Below are 21,130 nucleotides of genomic sequence, written 5' to 3'. Positions count from 1 at the left end.
TCCCTCACTTTCCTGCGGCGAGCTCGGCGACCTTGGCCGCTCCGCCGTCCATGGTGTCGGCCTGGGTGACGAGCGGGTGCGCGAAGTCCGCGAGGATCTTCCGCCCCTCCTCGACGTTGTTGCCGTCGAGGCGGACCACGAGCGGCTTCGTCGCGGCGTCGCCCAGCTTCTGCAGGGCGCCGACGATGCCGTTGGCCACCGCGTCGCATGCGGTGATGCCGCCGAACACGTTGACGAAGACCGCGGAGACCTGCTCGTCGCCGAGGATGACGTCCAGACCGTTGGCCATGACCTCGGCGCTCGCGCCGCCGCCGATGTCCAGGAAGTTCGCGGGCTTCACGCCGTGCGACTCGCCCGCGTACGCGACGACGTCCAGCGTCGACATGACCAGGCCCGCACCGTTGCCGATGATGCCGACCTCGCCGTCGAGCTTGACGTAGTTGAGGTCCAGGGCCTTGGCCTTCGCCTCGAGCGGGTCCTCGGAGGCGGTGTCCACGAGGTCGCCGTGGTCGGGGTGGCGGAACTCGGCGTTGTCGTCGAGGGTGACCTTGCCGTCCAGGGCGACGATCTCGCCGGAGCCCGTCTGCACGAGCGGGTTCACCTCGACGAGGGTCGCGTCCTCGGCGCTGTAGACGTCCCAGAGCTTCTGCAGCACGGGGACGACCTTGGCACCGGTCTCGGCGTCGAAGCCGGCGGCCTCGACGATCTCCTTCGCCTTCGCCTCGTCGATCCCGGTGTTGGGGTCCACGGCCACCCGCGCGAGCGCGTCCGGGCGCTCGACGGCCAGCTGCTCGATCTCCATGCCGCCCTCGACCGAGCACATGGCCAGGTAGTTGCGGTTCGCGCGGTCCAGCAGCAGGGAGAAGTAGTACTCGGAGGCGATGTCCGCGCCGCCCGCGATCATCACGCGGTGCACGGTGTGGCCCTTGATGTCCATGCCGAGGATCTCGGAGGCCTTCTGCTCCGCCTCCTCGGGGGACTTCGCGATCTTCACGCCGCCGGCCTTGCCGCGGCCTCCGACCTTCACCTGGGCCTTGACGACCACGACCGGGGTGCCGATGGTCTCAGCGGCGGCCTTGGCGGCCTGTGGGTCCTCCGCGACGATTCCGGGGAGCACGGGGACGCCGTGCTTCTCGAAGAGATCGCGGGCCTGGTACTCGAACAGGTCCACGGATGTTCGTCCTTCCGTTGTCGTAGGCGGGCGGCGGGCCCTCGTCGGCCCTCGAACCGCCCCTCGAACGCCTCCACCATATCGCCGCGGACCCCCGTCCCAGCACCGCACGACTACGCTGTGACCGTGGCCCCACGATCCCGCAGTCTCACCGGCCGGATCCGCGACCAGATCGGCTTCAGCCTCGTCGCGGTCCTGGTGCTGTTCATGCTGCTGCGCGTGTTCGGCGTCCGCTCGAGCGTCGCGGGCCTCGTGCTCTCGATCGCGCTGACCCTCGCGCTGAACGTGGGCCTCTCCTACATCGGCGAGGCGCGTGCGCGCAGCGCCCGGCGCCGCGCGCAGGACGGCTCCCGCGATCCCCGCCGGTACGACCCCCGCGACGATCTCGACGCCCCCGAGCGGCGCGGCGGGACCCGCGAGGGACGACGGCGGCAGGGCGGCGGCGACATCCGCTGGCGGGACGACGGCCGCTGACGGCCGCTGACGGCCGACGGGGACGGCGAGCACGCAGGGTGACGATGACGCAGACCGAGCACGGGACGGGGCGGCCCGCAGGACGAGCGAGGGAGGATCCATGAGCAGCTGGAGGACCTACGCGAAGGCGGCGCGCAAGACCGCCCGTCGGCAGGCGCCCGACCTCGCCCGCCAGGCCCGCGACTCCACCCGCCGCAGCACCGAGCGCGCGGGTGCCTACGCGCGAGCGGCGACGAAGGCGGCCGACGAGGGCACGCGCGAGTCCCGCGAGCACGTGCGCGAGCGCGGCCGTCGCTACCGCCGGGACGCCGCCGTCTACACCGAGGCCACACGGCGCCACCTCAAGCGCGCGCGGATCGGGCAGCGCCTGCTCTCGGCCCTGCGCGACGCGGTGATCATGGGCGCCTCGCTGGGCGTGATCTGGTTCGTGGTCACCCGCACCGGCGTGCAGATCCCCTTCACCGCCGTGCTCGCGATCGTGCTCGTGCTCATGGTGATCCGCTTCGGCTGGGCGCTGTGGGTCGGCTTCGGACTCGCGGACGACGAGGACGAGCTCGACGAGAACGAGGACGAGATGGACGAGGACGGGCGGGCCGACGAGGAGTCGGACGCGGGCGGGCCGGCTCGGGCCGACGAGCGCAGCTTCGACGCGCGCCGCCCGGAGCACCCGGAGCGTCGGCACCGCGAGCCCCTGCGCGAGCACGAGCGCACCCGGCGGCGATGAGCCCGCGGAACCGGCGATCGACGCGGCTCGCCGGCCTGCACGCGGAGACCGATCCCCGTCGGCCCGCCGTGCTCCCCCTGCTCACTGCGCTGCTGTGCCTCGCGCTGGTGGTCGCGATCGTCGGCCTCGTGGAGCACCGGCGGGGTGCGACCGGGGGCGACGGCGGTCTGCTGGGAGAGCCGTCGGGCACGCCGTCCGGTCCCGCCGAGGGCGTGCCGACCGCGACCGCCCGCGTCCTCGACGGGCCGTCCTCCGGGACCCGGATGAGCGACGGGCAGCGGATCACCGGGGACATCACCCCGAAGTCCGTGGTGGCCAGCGGCCACGGGCACGTGCTCGCGAACAACATGCTGTACAGCCACTCCGTCACGCTCTACGACGCGGCCGATCGCAGCCTCGCCGCGACCGTCCCGGACACGGTGGACATGTCCGCGCTCGGATTCCCCCAGTACCCGGGGACCAGCAGGGGCGCGCCGGTCGAGGCCGCCTGGACCGCCGACGGCCGCTATGCCTACGTCTCGCAGTACCAGATGACGGGCGAGGGACACGGCGCCTCGGGCAACGACGACTGCCGCAACGGGGACGCGACCGGACGGAGCGCGCTGCTGCGCCTGGACGTGGCGACCATGAGCTGGGACCAGGCGATCGAGGTGGGGCGGGTGCCGAAGTTCGTGGCCCTCTCCCCCGACGGGTCCCTCGCCCTGGTCTCCAACTGGTGCGACCGCACCGTGTCCGTCGTCGACCTCGAGGCCGCCGAGGTCACCGCGGAGATCCCCGTGGACTCCGCACCGCGCGGCATCGTCGTGCTCCCGGACAACGAGACTGCCTACGTCACCGCGATGTACGCCGACGAGCTGTTCCTTCTGGACATCCCCACCGGCACGAGCGAGCTCGTGCGCGAGACCGGGCGCAAGCCCCGCCACCTGGTCCTCTCTCCCGACTCCACCCGCATGTACCTCACGGAGGCGGGCTCGGACCGCCTCCTCGAGCTCGACGCCGCGAGCGGCGAGGTGCTGCGCGAGGCGCCGACGGGACGCGAGCCGCGCTCGATGGACATCTCCCCGGACGGCACCGCGCTCTACGTCGTGAACTACTACGAGGACTCCGTCTCGAAGTTCGACGTCGACACCTTCACCGAGGTCCAGCGCGAGAGCGTGGGCCGCAATCCGGTGGGCGTCGCCTATGAGCCGACGACCGCGAGCGTCTGGGTCGCGAACTACGCGGGAAGCATCGACGTCTTCGACGACTCCGGGCAGGGGTGAGCGCGCCCGACAGAGCTGCGGCGTGCGGGGCCCGCTCCCTCAGAGTCGCGAGGATCGTCCCGCGACAGGAATCGTTCAGCTCTCGTGCCCGGTCGGATCAAGACGCGCGATCGCGAGAGCTGCGGCGACGACCGCCTCGTCGAGCCAGGGCGGCATCTCCTGGCCGATGAACGGGCGTGTGATCCCGTAAGGGGTCTGCCGCGTGGCGAGAGCGAGCAGTGCACGCCGCTGAGCGCCCTGGTCTCCGAACGCGCGCTCGGAGAGGTCGACGAGGGCGGCGTCGATGGCGTCGTTGATGCCGTCGGCGTCCGCGTGCAGTGATGCCGGGCCGGACTCGATCAGTCGTGCACGGCTGAACAGGAGCATCGACCGGGCCTGCGCGGGATGGCGACGGCAGAAGACGGGCACGCAGCGGGCGCTCGCGGCGATCGCCTCCCAGGGGTCGGGCAGCGACATCGCCTCGAGCAGGACCTCGTGGAAGCGTCGGATCGAACGGATCCAGAGCCTGCCCAGCAGTTCGTCGCGCGAGGCGAAGCGATGGTAGATCGAGCCGCTCGGCCCCTCGATCTCACGCGCGATGTCGGCGATGGTCACGGACGGGCCGACGGCGGCCAGCGCGCGGGCGGCCCCGTCGAGGACGTCGTCGGTGGTGAAGCGCGCGGGTCTTGCCATACCGGCGATCGTAGTCCAGTATCAGAGCATGCGTTCTGGAATGTCCTCTCTTTTTGCTCGCGGCTCCGTCGGTGCGCCCGTGCAGAACTGGGCCCTCGTCGCGACAGTGCTGTGCCTGCTGCTGCCGCTGCCCTCCGTGGTCTGGCGCGTGCTGATGCTGAGCGGGGTCGACGTGGGGTTCGCCGACGCGGGCGTGTACACGTCCTCGGGCGAGGGAGTGGGCTACGTGCTCGCCCTCGACGGCGTGGAGGTGCTGGTGGGTCTCGCGTGCCTGGGATTGGGAATGCGCTGGGGCGAGCGCGTGCCGAGAGCGGTGCCCGGCGTCGGGGGTCGGGTCATCCCACGCTGGCTGCCGACCGCCATCGGCTCGCTCGGCGTCGTGGCGATGCTCCTGATCTGGGGCGCGCTCCTGTACTCACTCGGCAGGGTGTGGCTCGGCCTCGGCGAGGGCTGGGTCCCCGACCACGGGATGAGTGGCATCGAGCGGGCGTTCCTCCTCGCCTGCTACGTGCCGTTCTTCGCATGGCCGCTCGCGATCATCGCGGCGCTCGCCGGCTATTGGCGCAGGCGGCGCCCCGTGCTCAGAGCTTCGTGAGCGGGGCGTAGCGCAGCAGCAGGCGCTTGGTGCCGTGGGGTGCCTTGAACTGGACCTCGACCTGGGTCTTCTCGTCCTGGCCGGTGACCTCGGTGACGGTGCCCATGCCGAAGGTGTCGTGGGTGACGCGGTCGCCGACGCTGAGCGAGGGCATGTCCGCCGCGGACCGCGCGCCGCGGCCGGAGCCGAAGGACGGGCGCGTGACGTCGCGCCGGCCGCCTCCGGCGCCGCCGCTGAAGGACGGCCCGCGGGAGGAGCCGCCGCGGCCGCCTTCGTGCCCGCCGCCGTAGCCGCCTCCCCCGTAGCCGCCGCTCCCGAAGCCACCGGATCCCGCGTACCCCATGCCCGAGAGGGAGGAGCCCGCCCGCGCGACGTCGAGCACCGGCTCGGGGATCTCGTCGAGGAAGCGGCTGCCGGGGAAGAATCGCGGGGCGCCCCAGGTCGCACGCATCTGGGCGCGCGTGAGGTAGAGCTTCTCGCGGGCACGGGTGATGCCCACGTACGCCAGGCGCCGCTCCTCCTCGAGCTGGTCGGGGTCGGCGAGCGTGCGCTGGTGAGGGAAGGTGCCGTCCTCGAGGCCGGTGAGGAAGACGACCGGGAACTCGAGGCCCTTGGCGGTGTGCAGCGTCATCAGGGTGACGAACTGGTCCTCCTGCCCGGGGATCTGGTCCGCATCGGCCACGAGGGAGACCTTCTCGAGGAACTGGTCCAGCAGCGGCGCCTCGGGGTCGTCGGTCGCGGGCAGGGCCGAGCCGTCGGAGTCGTCGCCGGGCGAGGCGGAGGCGGTGCCGCCGTCGGCCGTCCCGGCGCCCCCGGCCGACCCGGAGCCCCCGTCGTCATCGTCGTCCTCGAACTCGCTCGCGGCGGCCGCGGCGGCCTCCGTCTGGGCCTCGAACTCGCTGGCCACGCCCACGAGCTCGGCGAGGTTCTCCAGGCGCGACTCGTCCTGCGGGTCGTCGCTGTTCTGCAGCTCGGCGTAGTAGCCCGAGCGCTGGAGGACCTGCTCGACGAGCTCCGCCGGACCGGTCCCGCTCGCATAGAGCTCCCGCAGGTCGTCGAGCATCGAGACGAAGGTGCGCACCGAGTTTAGGGAGCGGGTGGCGATGCCGGGGGCCTCGTCGGCCCGGCGCAGGGCGTCGCCGAAGCTGATGCGGTCCTGCTCGGCGAGCAGGGCGATCGCGGCCTCGGCCCGGTCGCCGATGCCGCGCTTGGGGACGTTGAGGATGCGGCGAAGGTTGATCTCGTCGTCGGGGTTGGCGAGCACCTGCAGATAGGCGATCGCGTCCTTGATCTCGCGCCGCTCGTAGAAGCGGGTGCCGCCGACCACCTTGTAGGGCAGGCCCACGCGGATCAGCTGGTCCTCGAGGGCGCGGGACTGCGCGTTGGCGCGGTAGAAGATCGCGATGTCGCTGGCGCGGCGGCCCGCGTCCACGAGGGCGTCGATCTGCCGGCCGATGTAGCGGGCCTCGGCCTGCTCGTCGTCGGCGACGTAGAGGGTGATCTTCTCGCCCTCGCCCTGGTCGGTCCACAGGTTCTTCTTGCGCCGCCCCTGGTTCTCCTCGATCACCGCGTTCGCGGCGCTGAGCACGTTCTGGGTGGAGCGGTAGTTCTGCTCGAGCACGATCGTGCGAGCCGAGGGGAAGTCCTGCTCGAACTCGACGATGTTGCGGATGGTCGCCCCGCGGAAGGCGTAGATCGACTGGTCGGAGTCGCCCACCACGGTGAGGTCGGCGCGCGGGTCGTCGCCTACGAGCTCGCGCACCAGGGAGTACTGGGCATGGTTGGTGTCCTGGTACTCGTCCACGAGCACGTGGCGGAAGCGCCGGCGGTAGGTCTCGCGCACGGCGGGGTTCTCGCGCAGCACCTCGACGGTCAGCCCGATGAGGTCGTCGAAGTCCACCGCGTTCGCCTGGCGCAGGCGCTCGGTGTAGGCGGTGAACACCTGGGCGATGGATTTCTCGAACGGGTTCTTCGCGCTCTCCGCCTGATCGGCGTAGTCGATGGGGTCGACGAGCTCGTTCTTGAGCGAACTGATCTTCGAGGCGATCCCGCGGGGCGGATTCTTCTTCGTGTCCAGCCCGAAGTCCTTGGCGATGTTCGTGATCAGCCGCAGCGAATCCGCCGAGTCGTAGATCGTGAAGGAGCTCTTGAGCCCGGCGGCCGCATGCTCGCGGCGCAGGATCCTCACGCACGCGGAGTGGAAGGTCGAGACCCACATGCCGCGCCCCGCCGGGCCGACGAGCTCCTCGACCCTCTCCCGCATCTCGGCGGCGGCCTTGTTCGTGAAGGTGATCGCGAGGATCTCGCCGGGCAGCGCCTCCCCCGTGCGCAGCAGATGGGCGATCCGTCGCGTGAGCACTCGGGTCTTGCCCGAGCCGGCGCCCGCGACGATCAGCAGCGGGCTGCCGCGGTGCTCGACGGCCTCGCGCTGGGGAGGGTTGAGACCCTCGACGAGATCGGAGACATCGGGCAGGGGGCCGCGCGGAGCCGCCGACGGCGCTGCGGGCTCGACCGCGGCGGGGGCCCAGGCCCCGTCGGGTTCGCCCTCGTCCTCGGGCGGAGGGGCGTCGTCCTCCGGGGGCGGGGGCAGCTCCTCGTCCGACGGCGGGGCATCGGGCGCCTGGGGCGCGTCGGGCGCGTCGGGGTCCACCCGCACCCCGCTCAGGCGGCGGAAGGACTCGGGCAGGGACATGTCGTCGAACAGAGAGCTCATGGCCCGACCAGGATAGGCGGGCCGGCCGACATCCCGCGCACCGCGGGCCGCTGCTGTGGACGACCTCGCGCCGCCGCCGCATGGGAGAATCCCGGGCATGGCGCCCGATGACCCCGCTGACCACCCCGGGGACCCGTCGACCCCGCCCTCCCGGCCCTCCGGCGCGTCCCCCGCGACGCCGCCCGCCGGGGCCGACGGCCTGCTCGCGAGCCTGCTGGGCCTCACCCGCGCGGATCGCCCCTCACCGAGCCGTCTGGTGCTCGCCGCGTGCTCGCTCGCGCTGCTGGTGGTGCTGCTCGTCTGGCTGCTGCCGCGCGCCCTCCGCCTCGACCCGGCGCAGCTCCTCGATGCGCTCGCCGGCGTGCCGACGCCCGTACTCCTTGCTGCGCTCGTGCTCGGCGTGCTGGCCGTGCTCCTCGAGGCCCTCGGGGCGCGCGCGGCGCTCCCCGGCGCTCCGGTCGGCGCGGTCGTGAGCGCGCAGGCGGCGGCCGGGGCCACGGCGCTCGCGGTGCCCGGCGGATCCCTGCTGGGGATCGCGATCACGGGCGCGGTGCTGCGCCGGCGCGGCACGCCGATGCGCACCATCGTCACCGGCATCGCCGCGTTCTCCGCGGTGGACCTGCTGCTGGGCGGCGTCGCCATCCCCCTCGCGGCGCTCGCGTCCTACGCCGCGCTCGGCAGCCGCCACGACCTGCCGGGGACCCTCGGAGCGACGATCGTCGCCGCTGTGGGCGTCGTGCTCACCATGGCCGTGCTCATGGTCCTCGCGCATCGGCCGACGACCGTGCGGATCCTCGACGCCCTCGCCCCGACGATCCGCACCGTGCTCGCGCTCGTGGGGGGCGGCGGGGACACGCAGGGCGAAGCGCGGGAGGAGGACCGGGCGAGCACCGGCGAGGACCCTGCGGCGCTCGTGCTGGAGGCGCGGGACCGCGTCGCGCGGATCCTGCGGAGGCGCTGGGCGGGCATCCTCGTCCCGATGCTCGCGGCGCGCGCGGCGCAGGGCGCCGTGCTGTGGATCGCGGCCGACGCCCTCGCGAGCGGGACCGGGCCCCTCGCCCTGCTCGGGGTCTTCCTCATCGGCCGGGCGCTCTCGCTCGTGCCCGTCACGCCCGGCGGGGGCGGTGTCACCGAGACGGCCGTCGCCCTGCTGCTCACGTCGCTCGGCGCCGCGCCGGCTGCGGCCGGTGCGATCGCGCTCGTGCTCGGGGGTGCGACCTGGGCGGTCCCCCTCGTCCTCGGCGGTGCGCTCGGGACCCGGGAGCTGCTGCGCCGACGCGCCTGAGCGCACAGCACGACGGCCCGCGATCCATGCGGATCGCGGGCCGTCGTGACTGGCACGCCACTGGTGGGGGCGTCAGCTCAGAGGTCAGCGGGCCTCTTCACCCGTGCTCTCGGTCAGGAGCCTCTCGACCTCTTCCCGCCGGTAGCGGCGGTGGCCGCCGAGCGTGCGCAGAGGCGAGAGCTTGCCCGACTGCGCCCAACGCGTCACCGTCTTCGGATCGACCCGGAAGAGCCGGGCGACCTCAGCGGGGGTGAGAAGTGCCGTGTAGGACGACGAGCTCTCCATCGAGTGCTGTTCAATCGTTGCAGCCATTGGGGGGGTCCCCTTTCTCTGGGTGTGTGGGGCCAAGGTTGCGCTTCCATCTTAGCGACTCGGACAGAGCCGACGACACGGACGAAAGTTCCAATACCGACTGGAAACTTTCGCGCTCCAGCACGGGACGGGGTCGCGACCGGCACCAAAGGACGAAATTCGGACATTCATCCGGCTTTCTCACGTGCCATCCGCTATGCGCCTCCCGCGCCCACGACAGCGCGCGCGGGAGCAGGCCAGCGGGACGATCGCGGCCCGCCGTGAGGATCCGGACACGTCCTCGACCCGGAGGGCCGCGTCGACATCGTCCCGTCGGCCGCCCGTCCCCTCCCCCATCAGCGTCCCGATCGGGGCTCGCCGCACGCTCGCGCGCCGGGTTCGGCGTTGCTCACACCTGCCCCGCCGGCTGGCTGGTGCACATGGTTCCGATGTAGGATCAGGTTCCGAAACATTGCCATCGTCCGGGCTCGCGCGCCCGCCAGCCGACGCACAGGGGGTCAGATCCATGGGTCGTGGCCGACAGAAAGCCAAGCAGACCAAGGTGGCACGGGACCTCAAGTACTACAGCCCGCCGACGGACCTCTCCGCCCTCCAGCGCGAGCTCCAGTCCCATCGTTCGGCCGACACCGAGTACGAGGCGCCCGAGAGCGACACCGACGACGCCGATTGGGCGGAGGACGGACCGGCCTCCACGGCCTCCCGCCGCCGCTGAGACCCGCTCGGCAGATGCATTCCCTGTGAAGAGGGCGACCCCGATGGGGTCGCCCTCTTCACGTGCAGGAGCATTCCTGGCCGCGGCGTCGATCGCTCAGGCGGATCGGCCGCTCAGGACCAGCCCTCGTGCATGCCGGTCAGCAGCACGCCTCCCCCGTCGACGCCCTTCGCGCCGGAGACGAGGACGTCCTGGCCCGTCGGCCGCGGAGCGTCGTCGCCCGCGACGACCTCCCCGATCACGCGGGACGGCAGACCCCGCGACCCGAGGAGGCCGACGGCCGCGTCGGCCTGCTCGGGCGCGACGGCCGCGACCATGCCGATGCCCATGTTCAGCGTGGCCTCGAGATCGTGCAGGGGCACTCCGCCCCAGGTGCTCACGCGCTCGAAGATCGCTGCGGGCCGCCAGGCTCCGCGGTCCACGACGGCGGTCGTGCCCTCCGGCAGCACGCGCGCGAGGTTCGCGGCGAGCCCGCCGCCGGTGACATGGCTGAGGGCGTGCACGCCCTCGCCGGCCGGGTCGTCGAGGAGGGCCAGCAGGTCCCCGGTGTAGATGCGCGTGGGCTCGAGCAGCTCCGCGCCCAGCGTGCGGCCGAGCTCGGGGATCTCGGCGTCGAGCCCCAGCCCTGCGGCCTCGATCACGGCGCGCACGAGCGAGTAGCCGTTGGAGTGCAGGCCCGAGGAGTCCATGCCGATGATCCGGTCGCCGGGTCGCACACGGTGCGCGCCGAGCATGGCGGACGCCTCGACGACGCCCACGGCGGCGCCGGCCACGTCGTAGTCCTCGGGGGCCATCAGGCCGGGGTGCTCGGCGGTCTCCCCGCCCACGAGCGCGCAGCCGGCCAGGCGGCAGCCCTCGGCGATGCCGCGGACGATGTCGGCGATCCGCTCGGGCACGACCTTCCCGCAGGCGATGTAGTCGGTCATGGCCAGCGGCCTCGCTCCGACCACCACGATGTCGTCGACGACCATGCCCACGAGGTCCTGGCCGATGGTGTCGTGCACGTCGAGGGCCCGGGCGATCGCGATCTTCGTGCCCACGCCGTCGGTGGACGAGGCGAGCAGCGGGCGCTCGAAGTCCTTGAGGGCGCTGACGTCGACGAGGCCGGCGAAGGCGCCCACGCCTCCGAGCACCTCGGGGCCGTGGGTCGCGGAGACGGCGGCCTTCATGAGCTCGACGGCCTTGTCCCCCGCGGCGGTGTCGACGCCCGCCTCGGCGTAGGTGAGCGCAGGGGTTTCGGGAGTGGTCGTCATGCGGATGCGGTCTCCTGGGAGGTGGCGGCCGGGACGGGCCGATCGTCGGGGGCGGGGTCGGTGGCGGTGGCGGTGGAGGCGGTGACGGGCGTCGGGGCGGGAGCGGCCGACGAGCCCGCGCGCGTGCCGCGCTGCTCGCTGCGGCGCGCCTCGAGCACGCTCTTGCCGAGGGCCGAGGGGTCGGGCAGCGGCACCGGGTACTGGCCGCTGAAGCACGCGGTGCACAGGGCCGATCGGGGCTGCTCGGTCGCGGCGATCATGCCGTCCTCGGAGATGAAGCCGAGGGAGTCGGCGCCGAGCGAGCGGGCGATCTCGGGGACGTCGAGCCCGTTGGCGATGAGCTCGGCGCGGGTCGCGAAGTCGATGCCGTAGTAGCAGGGCCACTGCACGGGCGGCGAGGAGATGCGCACGTGCACCTCGGCCGCTCCGGCCTCCCGCAGCATCCGCACGACCTGGCGCTGGGTGTTGCCGCGCACGATCGAGTCGTCGATCACCACCAGGCGCTTGCCGGCGATGACCTCCTTCAGCGGATTGAGCTTGAGGCGGATGCCGAGCTGGCGGATGGTCTGGCTGGGCTCGATGAAGGTGCGGCCGACGTACGAGTTCTTCACCATCCCCTGCCCGTAGGGGATGCCGGACTCCTGGGCGTAGCCGATCGCGGCCGGTGTGCCCGATTCGGGCGTGGGGATCACGAGGTCGGCCTCGACGGGGTGCTCGCGGGCGAGCTGGCGCCCCATCTCCACGCGCGAGGCGTTGACGCTGCGGCCCGCGATCTCGGTGTCCGGGCGCGCGAGGTAGACGTACTCGAAGACGCAGCCCTTGGGGTGGGGCTCGAGCACCTGCTCGCTGCGCAGGCCCTGGGCGTCGATGGTGATCATCTCGCCGGGGGCGATCTCGCGCACGAAGCTCGCCCCGCAGATGTCGAGGGCGGCGGTCTCGGAGGCGACGACCCAGCCGCGCTCGAGGCGGCCCAGCACCAGCGGGCGGATGCCCTGCGGGTCGCGCGCCGCGTACAGCGTGGTCTCGTCCATGAGGGTGAAGCAGTAGGCGCCGCGCAGGTGCGGCATCAGGTCCCGCAGCGCCTCGCCGAGCGGGGCGCCGGTGTCCAGGAGGGCCGTGACCAGGGCCGTGTCGGTGGTGTTGCCCCGCGAGATCTCGCCCTTGCCGGGACCGGAGTCCCCATGGCGATCGCGCAGGAGCTCGACGAGCTCACCGGTGTTCACGAGGTTGCCGTTGTGGGCGAGGGCGACGGTGCCGTCGGGCCGCGGGCCGAGGGTGGGCTGGGCGTTGGACCAGATCGAGCCGCCGGTCGTCGAGTAGCGGGCATGGCCGATGGCGATGTGCCCGGTCAGCGAGCTCAGCGCGGACTCGTCGAAGACCTGGGAGACCAGGCCCATGTCCTTGTAGACGAGGATCTGCTCCCCGTCGCTCGCGGCGATGCCCGCGGACTCCTGCCCGCGGTGCTGCAGGGCATAGAGACCGTAGTAGGTCAGTTTGGCGACCTCCTCACCGGGGGCGAAGACGCCGAAGACGCCGCAGGAGTCCTGGGGCCCCTTCTCACCGGGGAGCAGATCGTGCGAGAGCATTCCGTCGCCGCGTGCCACGTGCCCATCATCGCATATGCGATGCGGCCGACCGCCGGCCGTCCGGGGGCGCGCAGCGGGCCGCTCCCCCGCGGGCTCAGCGGGGCCGACGACGCTCCGAGCGGTGCGCCACGGCGTCCACGATCGCGGCGATGAGCGCGAGCGGGAGGCCCACGAACACGCCGCCGGTGACGGCGAAGTAGAGGATGCCGCCGACGTCTCCCACGCCGGTGACGAACGCGGTGATCGCGCCGGCCACGAGGCCCACGAGGATCGCGAGGGTCACCCAGAAGGCCAGCGTCGGCACGCGGCGCCGGCGCACGTAGACGGCCGTCGTCTCGGGCTCGCGCGCGGGCGACGCGGGCTCGGGCGCCTGCTCGTCGGGCTGCGCGGGAGCGGGCACGGGCGCGGGGGCCCCGGGGCGCTCGGGGGCGGGATCGGGCGTGGACTGGGAGGTCACAGTTCTCCTGCGGCGTCGACCGCGGCCTGGACGACCGCGGGATCGGTGATGGTGCGTCCGTCGTCCGCAGGGCGGCGGGCGGAGAGGTGGATGTCAGGGACGGCGGTCCGGGACGCGAGCTCCGGGATGTCGATCGGGCGGATGCCCGCGCCGGCGCACACGTCCAGGAGCCCGTCGGCCGCTCGGACCATCCGGGCCAGGCATGCCGCGCCCTCGGGGGCGCTCGCGGCCCCTCCGGAGCTGAGCACGCGGTGGAAGCCGAGCCCCAGCAGCGTGAGGACGCCCTCCTCGCGCGCGTCGTCGTCCACCAGGGCGTCGACGGCGCGATGGCACGTGAGGACCACGCCGCGCAGCGCCTCGGATCCAGCGCGCAGGGCACCGTCCCGCAGGGCCTCGAGGGCGGGCAGGTCGAGCGTGCGCTGCGGGGTGAGGGCGCCGAGGACGACGCCGTCCGCGCCGGCGGTGACGGCGTCCGCGGCCTGCTGAGCCATCCGCGCGATCTCGTCCTCGTCGAAGACGAACTCGTCGGGCGCCGTGCGCAGGTCGCCCTCGCCGGCCCGGCAGCGCACCAGCACGTGCACGCCGAAGTGGGGCTTGGCGTCGCGCGCCTCGCGCATCCGTGCGGCCTCGGCGACGCAGGCCTCCACGAGGGCGGGGGCGGGGGTGAGGCCTCCGCGCGAGAGGTCCTCGCAGAGCTCCACGCGGTCCGCGCCGGCCAGGGCGGCGGTGCGCAGGCCCTCCAGGTCCTGGACGGCGATCTCGACGGCGAGGCTCATCGTGCGCCCTCCGTCGACCCATCGGCCGACGGGCCGCTGTCCGTCGGCTCCGAGGACCCGGCCGCGGCATGCGCCTCCCGTGCGCGGCGCGCGACGCGCCGCGGTCCGGGCAGCGGCAGCAGGTCGGTGAGGTCCGAGCGCTCGCCGCTCGCGCTCACGCTGCCGCTGGCCAGTGCATCGCCCCAGGCCAGGTCGCCGACGGCGAGCGACAGCCAGGTCGCGGCGTCGGTCTCGACGATCGCCGGAGGGGTGCCGCGCGTGTGGCGCACCCCGGCGATCGCCTGCACGGCGCCGAAGGGCGGGACGCGCAGCTCCACGGAGTTGCCGGGCTGCTCCTCGGCGACGAGCTCGAGGGTGTGGCGCACGGCGGGCGCGAGGATCGTCCGGGTCGCGGCGTCGGGGTCGAGCGCCCACGCGGCCAGCGCGCGGTCGCCGGCCGCGGGGTCGGTGCGTCGGCGGATCGTCATGGGCGTGCGGTCATGCTCGGACGCCTCAACTGCTCGGCAGCAGGTCGTGCACGGTGATGGTGTCCTCGCGGTCAGGGCCCACGCCGATGGCGCTGATCCGGCAGCCGGCGAGCTCCTCGAGGCGGGCGACGTAGGCGCGCGCGTTATCCGGCAACTCCTCGAGGGTGCGGCATCCCGAGATGTCCTCGGTCCACCCGGGCAGCGTCTCGTAGACGGGCACCGCGTGGTGGAAGTCGGTCTGGGTCATGGGCATCTCGCGGTGGATCACGCCGTCCACGTCGTAGGCGGTGCAGATCGGCACCTCCTCGATGCCGGTGAGCACGTCGAGCTTGGTGAGCACGATGTCGGTGAAGCCGTTGATGCGCTGGGCGTGACGGATCATGAGCGCGTCGTACCAGCCGCAGCGCCGCGGGCGACCGGTGTTCACGCCCACCTCGCCGCCGGTGGTCTGGAGGTACTCGCCCCACTTGTCCTCGAGCTCCGTCGGGAAGGGGCCCGCGCCCACGCGCGTCGTGTAGGCCTTCACGATCCCGATCACGCGGTCGATGCGGGTGGGGCCGATGCCCGCACCGATGCAGGCGCCGCCCGCGGTCGGGTTCGAGCTGGTGACGAACGGGTAGGTGCCGTGGTCGACGTCCAGGTAGGTGGCCTGGCCGCCCTCCATGAGCACGACCTCGTCGCGATCCAGGGCGGTGTTCAGCAGCTCGACGGTGTCCACGACCATCGGACGCAGGCGCTCCGCGTAGGAGAGCAGGCCCTCGACGATCTCGTCGACCTCGACGGCGCGGCGGTTGTAGAGCTTCACGAGCAGCTCGTTCTTCTGCCGCAGGGCGCCCTCGACCTTCTGGCGCAGGATGGACTCGTCGAAGAGGTCCTGGACGCGGATGCCCAGGCGCCCCACCTTGTCCATGTAGGCCGGGCCGATCCCGCGGCCCGTGGTGCCGATCGCGCGCTTGCCCAGGAAGCGCTCGGTGACCTTGTCGAGCGTCTGGTGGTACGGGGCGACGACGTGCGCGTTCGCGCTGATCCGCAGGCGGGTCGTGTCCACGCCACGGCTGTCGAGCGTGGCGATCTCCTCGAAGAGCGCCTCGAGGTTCACCACCACGCCGTTGCCGATCACGGGCGTGACCTGCGGGGACAGGATGCCGGCGGGAAGGAGCTTGAGCTCGAACTTCTCGCCGTGGACGACCACGGTGTGCCCGGCGTTGTTGCCGCCGTTGGGCTTGACCACGTAGTCGACGCGCTCACCGAGCAGGTCGGTGGCCTTCCCCTTCCCCTCGTCCCCCCATTGGGCTCCGACGATCACGACGGCCGGCATGGCAGCTCCTGCAGCGGGTGGGACGGTGGATGGACCTCGAAGAGTCTAGCAATCGGCGCCTGGATCCCCGGGCCGCGCCGACGCGGGTGTGACGAGGCGCGGATGCTCCCCGGACGCAGAGGCGACGAGGCGGCGGGGACGCCGCGGTGGGACGCGGCGGGGGCTCAGCCCAGCAGGCTCGGATCGGCGTCCTGGACGAAGTCGCGGATGCGCTCGGCCTCGTCGCGCTCGCCGATGCGCCCGGCGGACTCGCCGAGCAGCGCGAGCGCCTTGAGGAAGCCGCGGTTCGGGGCGTGGGAGGCGGGGATCGGCCCCTGGCCCTTCCAGCCCGCGCGGCGCAGGGCGTCCAGTCCGCGGTGGTAGCCGGTGCGGGCATAGGCGTAGGCGGCGACCGGGTCCTCGGACTCGAGGGCCTCCTGGGCGAGCTCGGCCCAGGCGAGCGAGGAGGCGGGATAGCGGGCGGCGAGCTCGCGGGCGTCGGCCCCGTCGGCGAGCGCGGCGGCGACGGCCGTGTCCGGATGGTCCTCGGGCAGGTAGGTCGGCGGGATGCCCAGCAGGTTCTCGGCCCCGATCGGGCGGGAGGTCTCGTTCATGGATCCATCGTATGCGGGTGGGAGCGGCCGACGGGGAGCGGCGGGGCGCAGCACAGGGGGCCGGACGGGCCCGGACGGGCCCTGGACGGCCGCGAACCTCTCACAGGAGTGTGTGCTCGCGCACGGCACCTGGTAGAAACAGGGTCATGGATCGAACATCCGACGGGTCCGAGCTGCTCACGGGACCCGGCGCCGGAGGCCTGCTGCGCTCGGCAGTGGGCAATGCCGGCGGCGTGCTGCGCACGTGGGAGCTCGATCACGTCGACCATCGGCCCGGCCGCTCGACGAAGGCCCTCTACCGCACCACGGTCTCCTGGCCGGAGATCGACGGCGCGCAGGCGCCCGCGCGCGAGGAGCTGTTCGGCGCGAGCGCACACGTCGGCGAGCAGGAGAAGGACCTCCTGGACGCCGAGAACTCCATGGTGATGACCGACGGCGACATCAACGTGCGCGTCTGGCGCTACCCCCACGACCCGTGGCTGCCGATGCTCCCGAAGGTCTGCTACCCCGACGTCGTGGGCCGCACTCTCGTGGACATGGGCGTGCCGCTGATGCCGGGCACCGCCGAGCACGTCCCGATCGAGGTCATCTCCTACCGCCCGGGCCGACGCGCCGTGCTGCGCGCGCAGCTGCCCGACCGCGGCCTGTACCTCAAGGTCATGCAGCCGCGACGGTCCGGCGAGATCGTCGAGCGCCATCGTCATCTCCTCGCCGCAGGCGTGCCCGTGCCGCGCGTGATCGCCCATCGCGACGGTCTGGTCGTGCTCGAGGAGCTGCCGGGCGTGCCGCTCTCGCGGGCGATCCTCGACCAGGGCGTCGACGCCTGCCGCGCCGAGGACCTCGTGGCGATGCTCGACCGCCTCCCCGCCTCGCTCTTCCCCCTCCCCATGCGGCCGCCGTGGACGGATTCGATCGAGTTCTACGCCGGGATCGTGAGCTCCTCGCTGCCGCCGCTGGGCCCGCGCGTCGACGCCCTCGTGCGCGAGATCCGCGAGGGGCTCGCGGCCGTCGGCCGACGCCAGGACCTCTCCGCCCACGACGTCGTCCACGGCGACTTCTACGAGGCGCAGGTGTTCGTCGACGGCGGCGAGGTGGTGGGCGTCCTGGACATCGACACGGTGGGCCCGGGACGCAGAGCCGATGACCTCGCCTGCCTGCTCGCCCACCTCAGCGTCCTCGCCGACGAGGGCAGCACCCGGCGCATCGATCCCGCCGTGCAGCAGCGCGTCCTCGAGGCCATCGACGCCTGGCAGCAGGTGTTCACGCGCCGCGTGGACCCCACCGAGCTCGCCCTGCGCAGCGCGGGTGTCGTGCTCTCGCTCGCCACCGGCCCGCACCGACAGCAGGAGGCCGCCTGGCAGGCCGCGACCGAGGCGATCGTGCGGATCGCGGAGCGCTGGGTCGATGCCGCCCGCACCGCCGAGACCGAGCGCATCGCCGCGCAGCAGGCGGGGCCCACGGGGTCGGCGGGGACGACGGGGACCGGCGCGGCCGGAGCGCCGACTCAGCCGCAGGGTGGACAGCCCTCTTCGCACACTCCTCCGCAGCAGACCCCGCCCGCGCAGACGCCTCCGCCGCAGGCCCCGCCGTCGCCGGGTGCCCCCGCCGGCCCGCCTCCGGCGCCGCAAGGAGGGGCCGCGCCCCAGGCCCCGTATCCAGGCGATGACTCCCCCACCCTGGAGAGGCGCATCCCCCCGGGTCTGGACGGCTGAGAAGGCGACGGGCCCGATACCCTCGCCCCATGCGAGCAGTGCTGCAGAGGGTCGACGGAGCGAGCGTCGAGGCGGACGGTCCCGAGGGACGCGAGATGACGGGCGACGTCGCGGGCGAGGGACTGCTCGCCCTGGTGGGCGTCACCCACGGGGACGGGCCCGAGCAGGTCGCCGTGCTCGCCCGGAAGATCTGCGAGCTGCGGATCCTCGCCGGCGAGCGCTCGGTGCTCGACGCGGGCGCACAGGTGCTCGTGGTCTCCCAGTTCACGCTCTACGGCGACGCACGCAAGGGGCGCCGGCCGTCCTGGTCGAAGGCCGCGCCCGGCGAGATCGCCGAGCCTCTCGTCGACGATCTGGCAGCGGAGATCCGCGCGCGCGGCGTCGAGGTCTCGACCGGGCGCTTCGGCGCGCACATGCGGGTCTCTCTCACGAACGACGGCCCCTTCACGATCCTCCTCGAGGCCTGAGCCCGGCCCGTCGGCCGGGCGCGCTCAGCGCACCATCGGCGGCGCCGGCTCCCCGGCCACGGACTCCTGCGTCTCGCCTCCCTCGCCGACCCCGAGCGGAGCGATCGCCGAGAGCCCGTCGTTCTCGTGGCTGAGCTGCAGGAACGCCAGGTGCGCCTCGTAGCAGTCGAGGACGTCGCCGATCACCTGCTGCTCGCTCATGCCCATGAGGTCGTAGCCCGCGGAGCCGGTCTGCGAGAACACCTCGAGCCGCCAGTAGCGCTGCTCGCCGCGGGAGGCCTTCGACCCGATCTGCGGGACCGGGGCCTGCACCGAGGCGGCGCGGTAGAGGAAGTCGCGCTCCTCGCCCATCGGGACCGTGAGCACGAACTCGTCGACCCCGGTGAGGGGCTCCTCGGTGCGCGAGACCTCTGCCTCGGTGCCGGAGGCGCGGAACTCGGCGGCGACCTCCTCGAGAGCGGGGCCGACGACCGTGTCCGCGAAGGCCGCGACCTGGTCCCTGCCGGGATAGGCACGGATCGAGGCCATCCGCTGCCGCCACGAGCGGCCCGAGCCCGAACGGCGCTGACCGGCCGAGCGCAGTCGCGCCCAGCCCGCGCGCTCGGCGGCCTCCATGCGCAGCACCTTGGTGAAGGAGAACATCACCAGGTAGGCGATGATCGTGACGGGGAGCGCGAAGATCAGCGTCGCGTACTCCATCGTGGTGACGCCGCCGGCGATGAGCATCGCGACCGTGAGAACGGCCGTGAGCACCGCCCAGTAGATGCGCAGCCACTTGGGGCCGTCCTCGCTGGGGTCGCGGATGCTCGAGGAGAAGTTCGACATGACCATCGCCCCCGAGTTCGCGCTGGTCAAGTAGAACAGCAGGCCGGAGAGGGTCGCGAGCCCGATGAGGAAGGCTGCGCCGGGGAACATCTCGAGCAGGGCGTACCAGCCCTCCTCGGGGCTCGACATCGCGAGCTTTCCGAAGGCGTCGTTCCCGTCCAGGACCTCGGCCATCGCGGAGTTGCCGAACACCGAGACGATGAGGAGATCGCACAGCACCGGTGCGGTGATGGCGGCGATGACGAACTCGCGCAGCGTCCGCCCGCGGGATATGCGGGCGAGGAACAGGCCCACGAACGGTCCCCACGCGAGCCAGAACGCCCAGAAGAACAGGGTCCATCCGGCCATCCACTCCGAGCCGCCGGGCTCGTAGGCCATGGTCTCCATCGTGCGGCCCGGCAGGCTGGTGACGAAGCGGCCGATGTTCTCGACGATCGCGGAGAGCAGGAACGCCGTGCGCCCGGTGACGATGATGTAGAGCAGCATCGCGCCGGCGATCCAGATGTTCAGCTCGGAGATCAGGCGGATGCCCTTGTCCACGCCCGAGGTGCAGGCGGCGATCGTCATCACCACGGCGATCGCGACCAGCGCGATCTGGACGGCGAGCCCGGAGGGCAGGCCCAGCAGGTGCTCGAGGCCGATGTTCAGCAGGACCACGCCGATGCCCATCGAGGTGGCGACCCCGAAGACGGTGCCCACGAGGGTGACGATGTCGATCACGTGGCCCGTCGCGCCGCGCACGCGCTTGCCGAAGAGCGGGTAGAGGACCGCGCGGATGCTCAGCGGCATCCCCCACCGGTAGGCGAAGTAGCCCATGGCCATGCCCAGGAGGGAGTACATGGACCAGCCGGCGACGCCGTAGTGGAAGATCGTCCAGACCACCGCGTCGCGGGCGGCCTCGGCGCTCTCCGCCTCGAGGGTCGGCGGGGCGTAGTACTGGGTGACCGGGCCGGTCACCGAGAAGAACAGCATGTCGATGCCGACGCCCGCGGCGAACAGCATCGCGACCCACGTGAACAGGCTGTACTGCGGGCGCGAGTGGTCGGGGCCGAGCCGCACGGTGCCCTGCTTCGACAGCGCCACCCAGATCACGAAGCCGATCACGACCGTCACGGTGAGCACGTAGAACCAGCCCAGGTTCGTCGAGATCCAGCCGACGGCCCCCTCGAGCGTGCTCTGGGCGCCGCCGGGCCGCAGGATCGCCCACAGGGAGAAGGCGAGGATCACGGCGGAGGAGACGCCCAGGACGATCCGGTTCACGCGGATGCCGCCGCTGGGCTCCAGGTCCGACTGACCGCGGTGCATCTCCTCGCTCGTCGAGGGCGGGCGCTTCTCCTGACGCGCGGCCTCCGCGGCCCGGCGCTCGGCCGCCCGTCGCTCGGCGGCGGCCCGCGTCGGGGCGCTGGCTTCGAGATGCTGGTCGTCGGCTTCCTGCACGCGGTCCTCCGCTTCGTCGGGTGTCCTGGTCGGGCACCCGGTGTGCGGTCGGCGCGGTGGGGCCGGTCGGGCACGGCGGACGTGCGCGACGCGGCCGACGCGGTCGGCACCGTCGGAGCGCGGCACGGCGGGTCTCGCCGTGGCATCGCGCGGAGCAGGCAGGGCGGCGGATGGTGCTCGCGGCCCGTGCGGCGCTGCGGTCGGCATCGTCCGGGCGCCCGGTCCTTCCATGCTAGGGACCTGGGATGCTCCTGCAAAATCCCGGAGAGCAAGCAGACACGGCGCCCGTCGGCTCCCTCTGGGGGCACGGCGTCCGGGT

20 protein-coding genes are annotated in these 21,130 nt (G+C 72.8%); 8 read left to right on the top strand and 12 right to left on the bottom strand.

The window, feature by feature from the left end:
• Window positions 1-4: 4 nt before the first annotated feature.
• On the bottom strand, window positions 5-1,171 hold the full coding sequence (gene sucC / locus Bra3105_RS15510; RefSeq protein WP_228357620.1) for an ADP-forming succinate--CoA ligase subunit beta: 1,167 nt from the start codon (window positions 1,169-1,171) through the stop codon (window positions 5-7).
• A gap of 126 nt (window positions 1,172-1,297) precedes the next feature.
• On the opposite strand from sucC, the gene Bra3105_RS15505 reads away from it, so the two are divergent.
• The 3 genes from Bra3105_RS15505 to Bra3105_RS15495 all read left to right on the top strand — a co-directional run bounded on the left by Bra3105_RS15505 (window position 1,298) and on the right by Bra3105_RS15495 (window position 3,631).
• Window positions 1,298-1,645: a hypothetical protein gene (locus Bra3105_RS15505; RefSeq protein ID WP_228357619.1), complete on the top strand. Its 348-nt coding sequence runs from the start codon at window positions 1,298-1,300 to the stop codon at window positions 1,643-1,645.
• A 100-nt stretch (window positions 1,646-1,745) separates the two neighbouring features.
• Window positions 1,746-2,369, top strand: a complete 624-nt coding sequence (locus Bra3105_RS15500) for a hypothetical protein (protein WP_228357618.1) — start codon at window positions 1,746-1,748, stop codon at window positions 2,367-2,369.
• Window positions 2,366-3,631 (top strand): YncE family protein, encoded by a 1,266-nt coding sequence (locus Bra3105_RS15495; RefSeq protein WP_228357617.1) that lies wholly within the window; start codon window positions 2,366-2,368, stop codon window positions 3,629-3,631. The genes Bra3105_RS15500 and Bra3105_RS15495 overlap by 4 nt, the downstream gene beginning before the upstream one ends.
• Window positions 3,632-3,706: 75 nt before the next feature.
• On the opposite strand, the gene Bra3105_RS15490 is transcribed toward Bra3105_RS15495, so the two are convergent.
• Window positions 3,707-4,303 (bottom strand): TetR/AcrR family transcriptional regulator, encoded by a 597-nt coding sequence (locus tag Bra3105_RS15490; protein WP_228357616.1) that lies wholly within the window; start codon window positions 4,301-4,303, stop codon window positions 3,707-3,709.
• Window positions 4,304-4,343: 40 nt separating this feature from the next.
• Between Bra3105_RS15490 and Bra3105_RS15485 the strand changes: the two genes are divergently transcribed.
• Window positions 4,344-4,898 (top strand): hypothetical protein, encoded by a 555-nt coding sequence (locus Bra3105_RS15485; protein WP_228357615.1) that lies wholly within the window; start codon window positions 4,344-4,346, stop codon window positions 4,896-4,898.
• On the opposite strand, the gene Bra3105_RS15480 is transcribed toward Bra3105_RS15485, so the two are convergent.
• Window positions 4,885-7,611 (bottom strand): UvrD-helicase domain-containing protein, encoded by a 2,727-nt coding sequence (locus Bra3105_RS15480; protein WP_228357614.1) that lies wholly within the window; start codon window positions 7,609-7,611, stop codon window positions 4,885-4,887. The genes Bra3105_RS15485 and Bra3105_RS15480 overlap by 14 nt on opposite strands.
• A 97-nt stretch (window positions 7,612-7,708) precedes the next feature.
• Between Bra3105_RS15480 and Bra3105_RS15475 the strand changes: the two genes are divergently transcribed.
• A complete protein-coding gene (locus Bra3105_RS15475; RefSeq protein ID WP_228357613.1) occupies window positions 7,709-8,896 on the top strand; it encodes a lysylphosphatidylglycerol synthase domain-containing protein in 1,188 nt (395 codons plus the stop codon).
• Window positions 8,897-8,980: 84 nt separating this feature from the next.
• Here Bra3105_RS15475 and Bra3105_RS15470 read toward each other — a convergent pair whose 3' ends face one another.
• Window positions 8,981-9,181 (bottom strand): BldC family transcriptional regulator, encoded by a 201-nt coding sequence (locus Bra3105_RS15470; protein ID WP_152352009.1) that lies wholly within the window; start codon window positions 9,179-9,181, stop codon window positions 8,981-8,983.
• A 532-nt stretch (window positions 9,182-9,713) separates the two neighbouring features.
• Between Bra3105_RS15470 and Bra3105_RS15465 the strand changes: the two genes are divergently transcribed.
• Window positions 9,714-9,920 carry a DUF3073 domain-containing protein gene (locus Bra3105_RS15465; RefSeq protein ID WP_152351705.1) on the top strand — a complete coding sequence of 69 codons (207 nt, stop codon included), beginning with the start codon at window positions 9,714-9,716 and terminating at the stop codon, window positions 9,918-9,920.
• A gap of 113 nt (window positions 9,921-10,033) precedes the next feature.
• On the opposite strand, the gene purM is transcribed toward Bra3105_RS15465, so the two are convergent.
• From purM to Bra3105_RS15430, 7 genes are all read right to left on the bottom strand, one after another.
• A complete protein-coding gene (purM, locus tag Bra3105_RS15460; protein WP_200503640.1) occupies window positions 10,034-11,173 on the bottom strand; it encodes a phosphoribosylformylglycinamidine cyclo-ligase in 1,140 nt (379 codons plus the stop codon).
• Complete coding sequence (gene purF, locus Bra3105_RS15455) at window positions 11,170-12,777, bottom strand: amidophosphoribosyltransferase (protein ID WP_228357612.1); 1,608 nt, start codon at window positions 12,775-12,777, stop codon at window positions 11,170-11,172. The genes purM and purF overlap by 4 nt, the downstream gene beginning before the upstream one ends.
• A gap of 76 nt (window positions 12,778-12,853) precedes the next feature.
• Window positions 12,854-13,216, bottom strand: a complete 363-nt coding sequence (locus tag Bra3105_RS15450) for a hypothetical protein (RefSeq protein ID WP_228357611.1) — start codon at window positions 13,214-13,216, stop codon at window positions 12,854-12,856.
• A complete protein-coding gene (locus Bra3105_RS15445; RefSeq protein WP_228357610.1) occupies window positions 13,213-13,992 on the bottom strand; it encodes a copper homeostasis protein CutC in 780 nt (259 codons plus the stop codon). The genes Bra3105_RS15450 and Bra3105_RS15445 overlap by 4 nt, the downstream gene beginning before the upstream one ends.
• Window positions 13,989-14,459, bottom strand: coding sequence for a sterol carrier family protein (locus Bra3105_RS15440; protein WP_228357609.1), 471 nt, complete (start codon window positions 14,457-14,459; stop codon window positions 13,989-13,991). The genes Bra3105_RS15445 and Bra3105_RS15440 overlap by 4 nt, the downstream gene beginning before the upstream one ends.
• Before the next feature lie 25 nt (window positions 14,460-14,484).
• Window positions 14,485-15,777 (bottom strand): adenylosuccinate synthase, encoded by a 1,293-nt coding sequence (locus Bra3105_RS15435; RefSeq protein WP_228357608.1) that lies wholly within the window; start codon window positions 15,775-15,777, stop codon window positions 14,485-14,487.
• Between the two features lie 164 nt (window positions 15,778-15,941).
• The gene (locus tag Bra3105_RS15430; RefSeq protein ID WP_228357607.1) at window positions 15,942-16,370 is read right to left on the bottom strand and encodes a DUF3151 domain-containing protein; all 429 of its coding nucleotides are present in this window, start codon (window positions 16,368-16,370) and stop codon (window positions 15,942-15,944) included.
• A 146-nt stretch (window positions 16,371-16,516) separates the two neighbouring features.
• On the opposite strand from Bra3105_RS15430, the gene Bra3105_RS15425 reads away from it, so the two are divergent.
• Together Bra3105_RS15425 and dtd are read left to right on the top strand one after the other, a co-directional pair.
• Window positions 16,517-18,082 (top strand): phosphotransferase, encoded by a 1,566-nt coding sequence (locus Bra3105_RS15425; RefSeq protein WP_228357606.1) that lies wholly within the window; start codon window positions 16,517-16,519, stop codon window positions 18,080-18,082.
• A gap of 29 nt (window positions 18,083-18,111) precedes the next feature.
• Window positions 18,112-18,549, top strand: coding sequence for a D-aminoacyl-tRNA deacylase (gene dtd / locus Bra3105_RS15420; protein WP_228357605.1), 438 nt, complete (start codon window positions 18,112-18,114; stop codon window positions 18,547-18,549).
• 24 nt (window positions 18,550-18,573) lie between these two features.
• On the opposite strand, the gene betT is transcribed toward dtd, so the two are convergent.
• Window positions 18,574-20,811, bottom strand: a complete 2,238-nt coding sequence (gene betT / locus Bra3105_RS15415) for a choline BCCT transporter BetT (protein WP_228357604.1) — start codon at window positions 20,809-20,811, stop codon at window positions 18,574-18,576.
• Window positions 20,812-21,130: the final 319 nt, after the last annotated feature.

Origin of the sequence: Brachybacterium halotolerans subsp. kimchii (assembly GCF_020792675.1) — a bacterium.
GTDB classification, from domain to species: Bacteria; Actinomycetota; Actinomycetes; order Actinomycetales; family Dermabacteraceae; genus Brachybacterium; species Brachybacterium halotolerans.
Note: the sequence above shows the minus strand (reverse complement) of the source record. Positions and strands in the feature narration are given on the sequence as shown.

Bases quoted from the DNA above. Each gene is read 5' to 3' on its own strand.
- Bra3105_RS15500 (WP_228357618.1), top strand. From the start codon at position 1,746: ATGAGCAGCTGGAGGACCTACGCGAAGGCGGCGCGCAAGACCGCCCGT.
- Bra3105_RS15495 (WP_228357617.1), top strand. From the start codon at position 2,366: ATGAGCCCGCGGAACCGGCGATCGACGCGGCTCGCCGGCCTGCACGCG.
- Bra3105_RS15490 (WP_228357616.1), bottom strand. From the start codon at position 4,303: ATGGCAAGACCCGCGCGCTTCACCACCGACGACGTCCTCGACGGGGCC.
- Bra3105_RS15485 (WP_228357615.1), top strand. From the start codon at position 4,344: ATGTCCTCTCTTTTTGCTCGCGGCTCCGTCGGTGCGCCCGTGCAGAAC.
- Bra3105_RS15480 (WP_228357614.1), bottom strand. From the start codon at position 7,611: ATGAGCTCTCTGTTCGACGACATGTCCCTGCCCGAGTCCTTCCGCCGC.
- Bra3105_RS15475 (WP_228357613.1), top strand. From the start codon at position 7,709: ATGGCGCCCGATGACCCCGCTGACCACCCCGGGGACCCGTCGACCCCG.
- Bra3105_RS15470 (WP_152352009.1), bottom strand. From the start codon at position 9,181: ATGGAGAGCTCGTCGTCCTACACGGCACTTCTCACCCCCGCTGAGGTC.
- Bra3105_RS15465 (WP_152351705.1), top strand. From the start codon at position 9,714: ATGGGTCGTGGCCGACAGAAAGCCAAGCAGACCAAGGTGGCACGGGAC.
- purM (WP_200503640.1), bottom strand. From the start codon at position 11,173: ATGACGACCACTCCCGAAACCCCTGCGCTCACCTACGCCGAGGCGGGC.
- Bra3105_RS15445 (WP_228357610.1), bottom strand. From the start codon at position 13,992: ATGAGCCTCGCCGTCGAGATCGCCGTCCAGGACCTGGAGGGCCTGCGC.
- Bra3105_RS15440 (WP_228357609.1), bottom strand. From the start codon at position 14,459: ATGACGATCCGCCGACGCACCGACCCCGCGGCCGGCGACCGCGCGCTG.
- Bra3105_RS15435 (WP_228357608.1), bottom strand. From the start codon at position 15,777: ATGCCGGCCGTCGTGATCGTCGGAGCCCAATGGGGGGACGAGGGGAAG.
- Bra3105_RS15430 (WP_228357607.1), bottom strand. From the start codon at position 16,370: ATGAACGAGACCTCCCGCCCGATCGGGGCCGAGAACCTGCTGGGCATC.
- Bra3105_RS15425 (WP_228357606.1), top strand. From the start codon at position 16,517: ATGGATCGAACATCCGACGGGTCCGAGCTGCTCACGGGACCCGGCGCC.
- dtd (WP_228357605.1), top strand. From the start codon at position 18,112: ATGCGAGCAGTGCTGCAGAGGGTCGACGGAGCGAGCGTCGAGGCGGAC.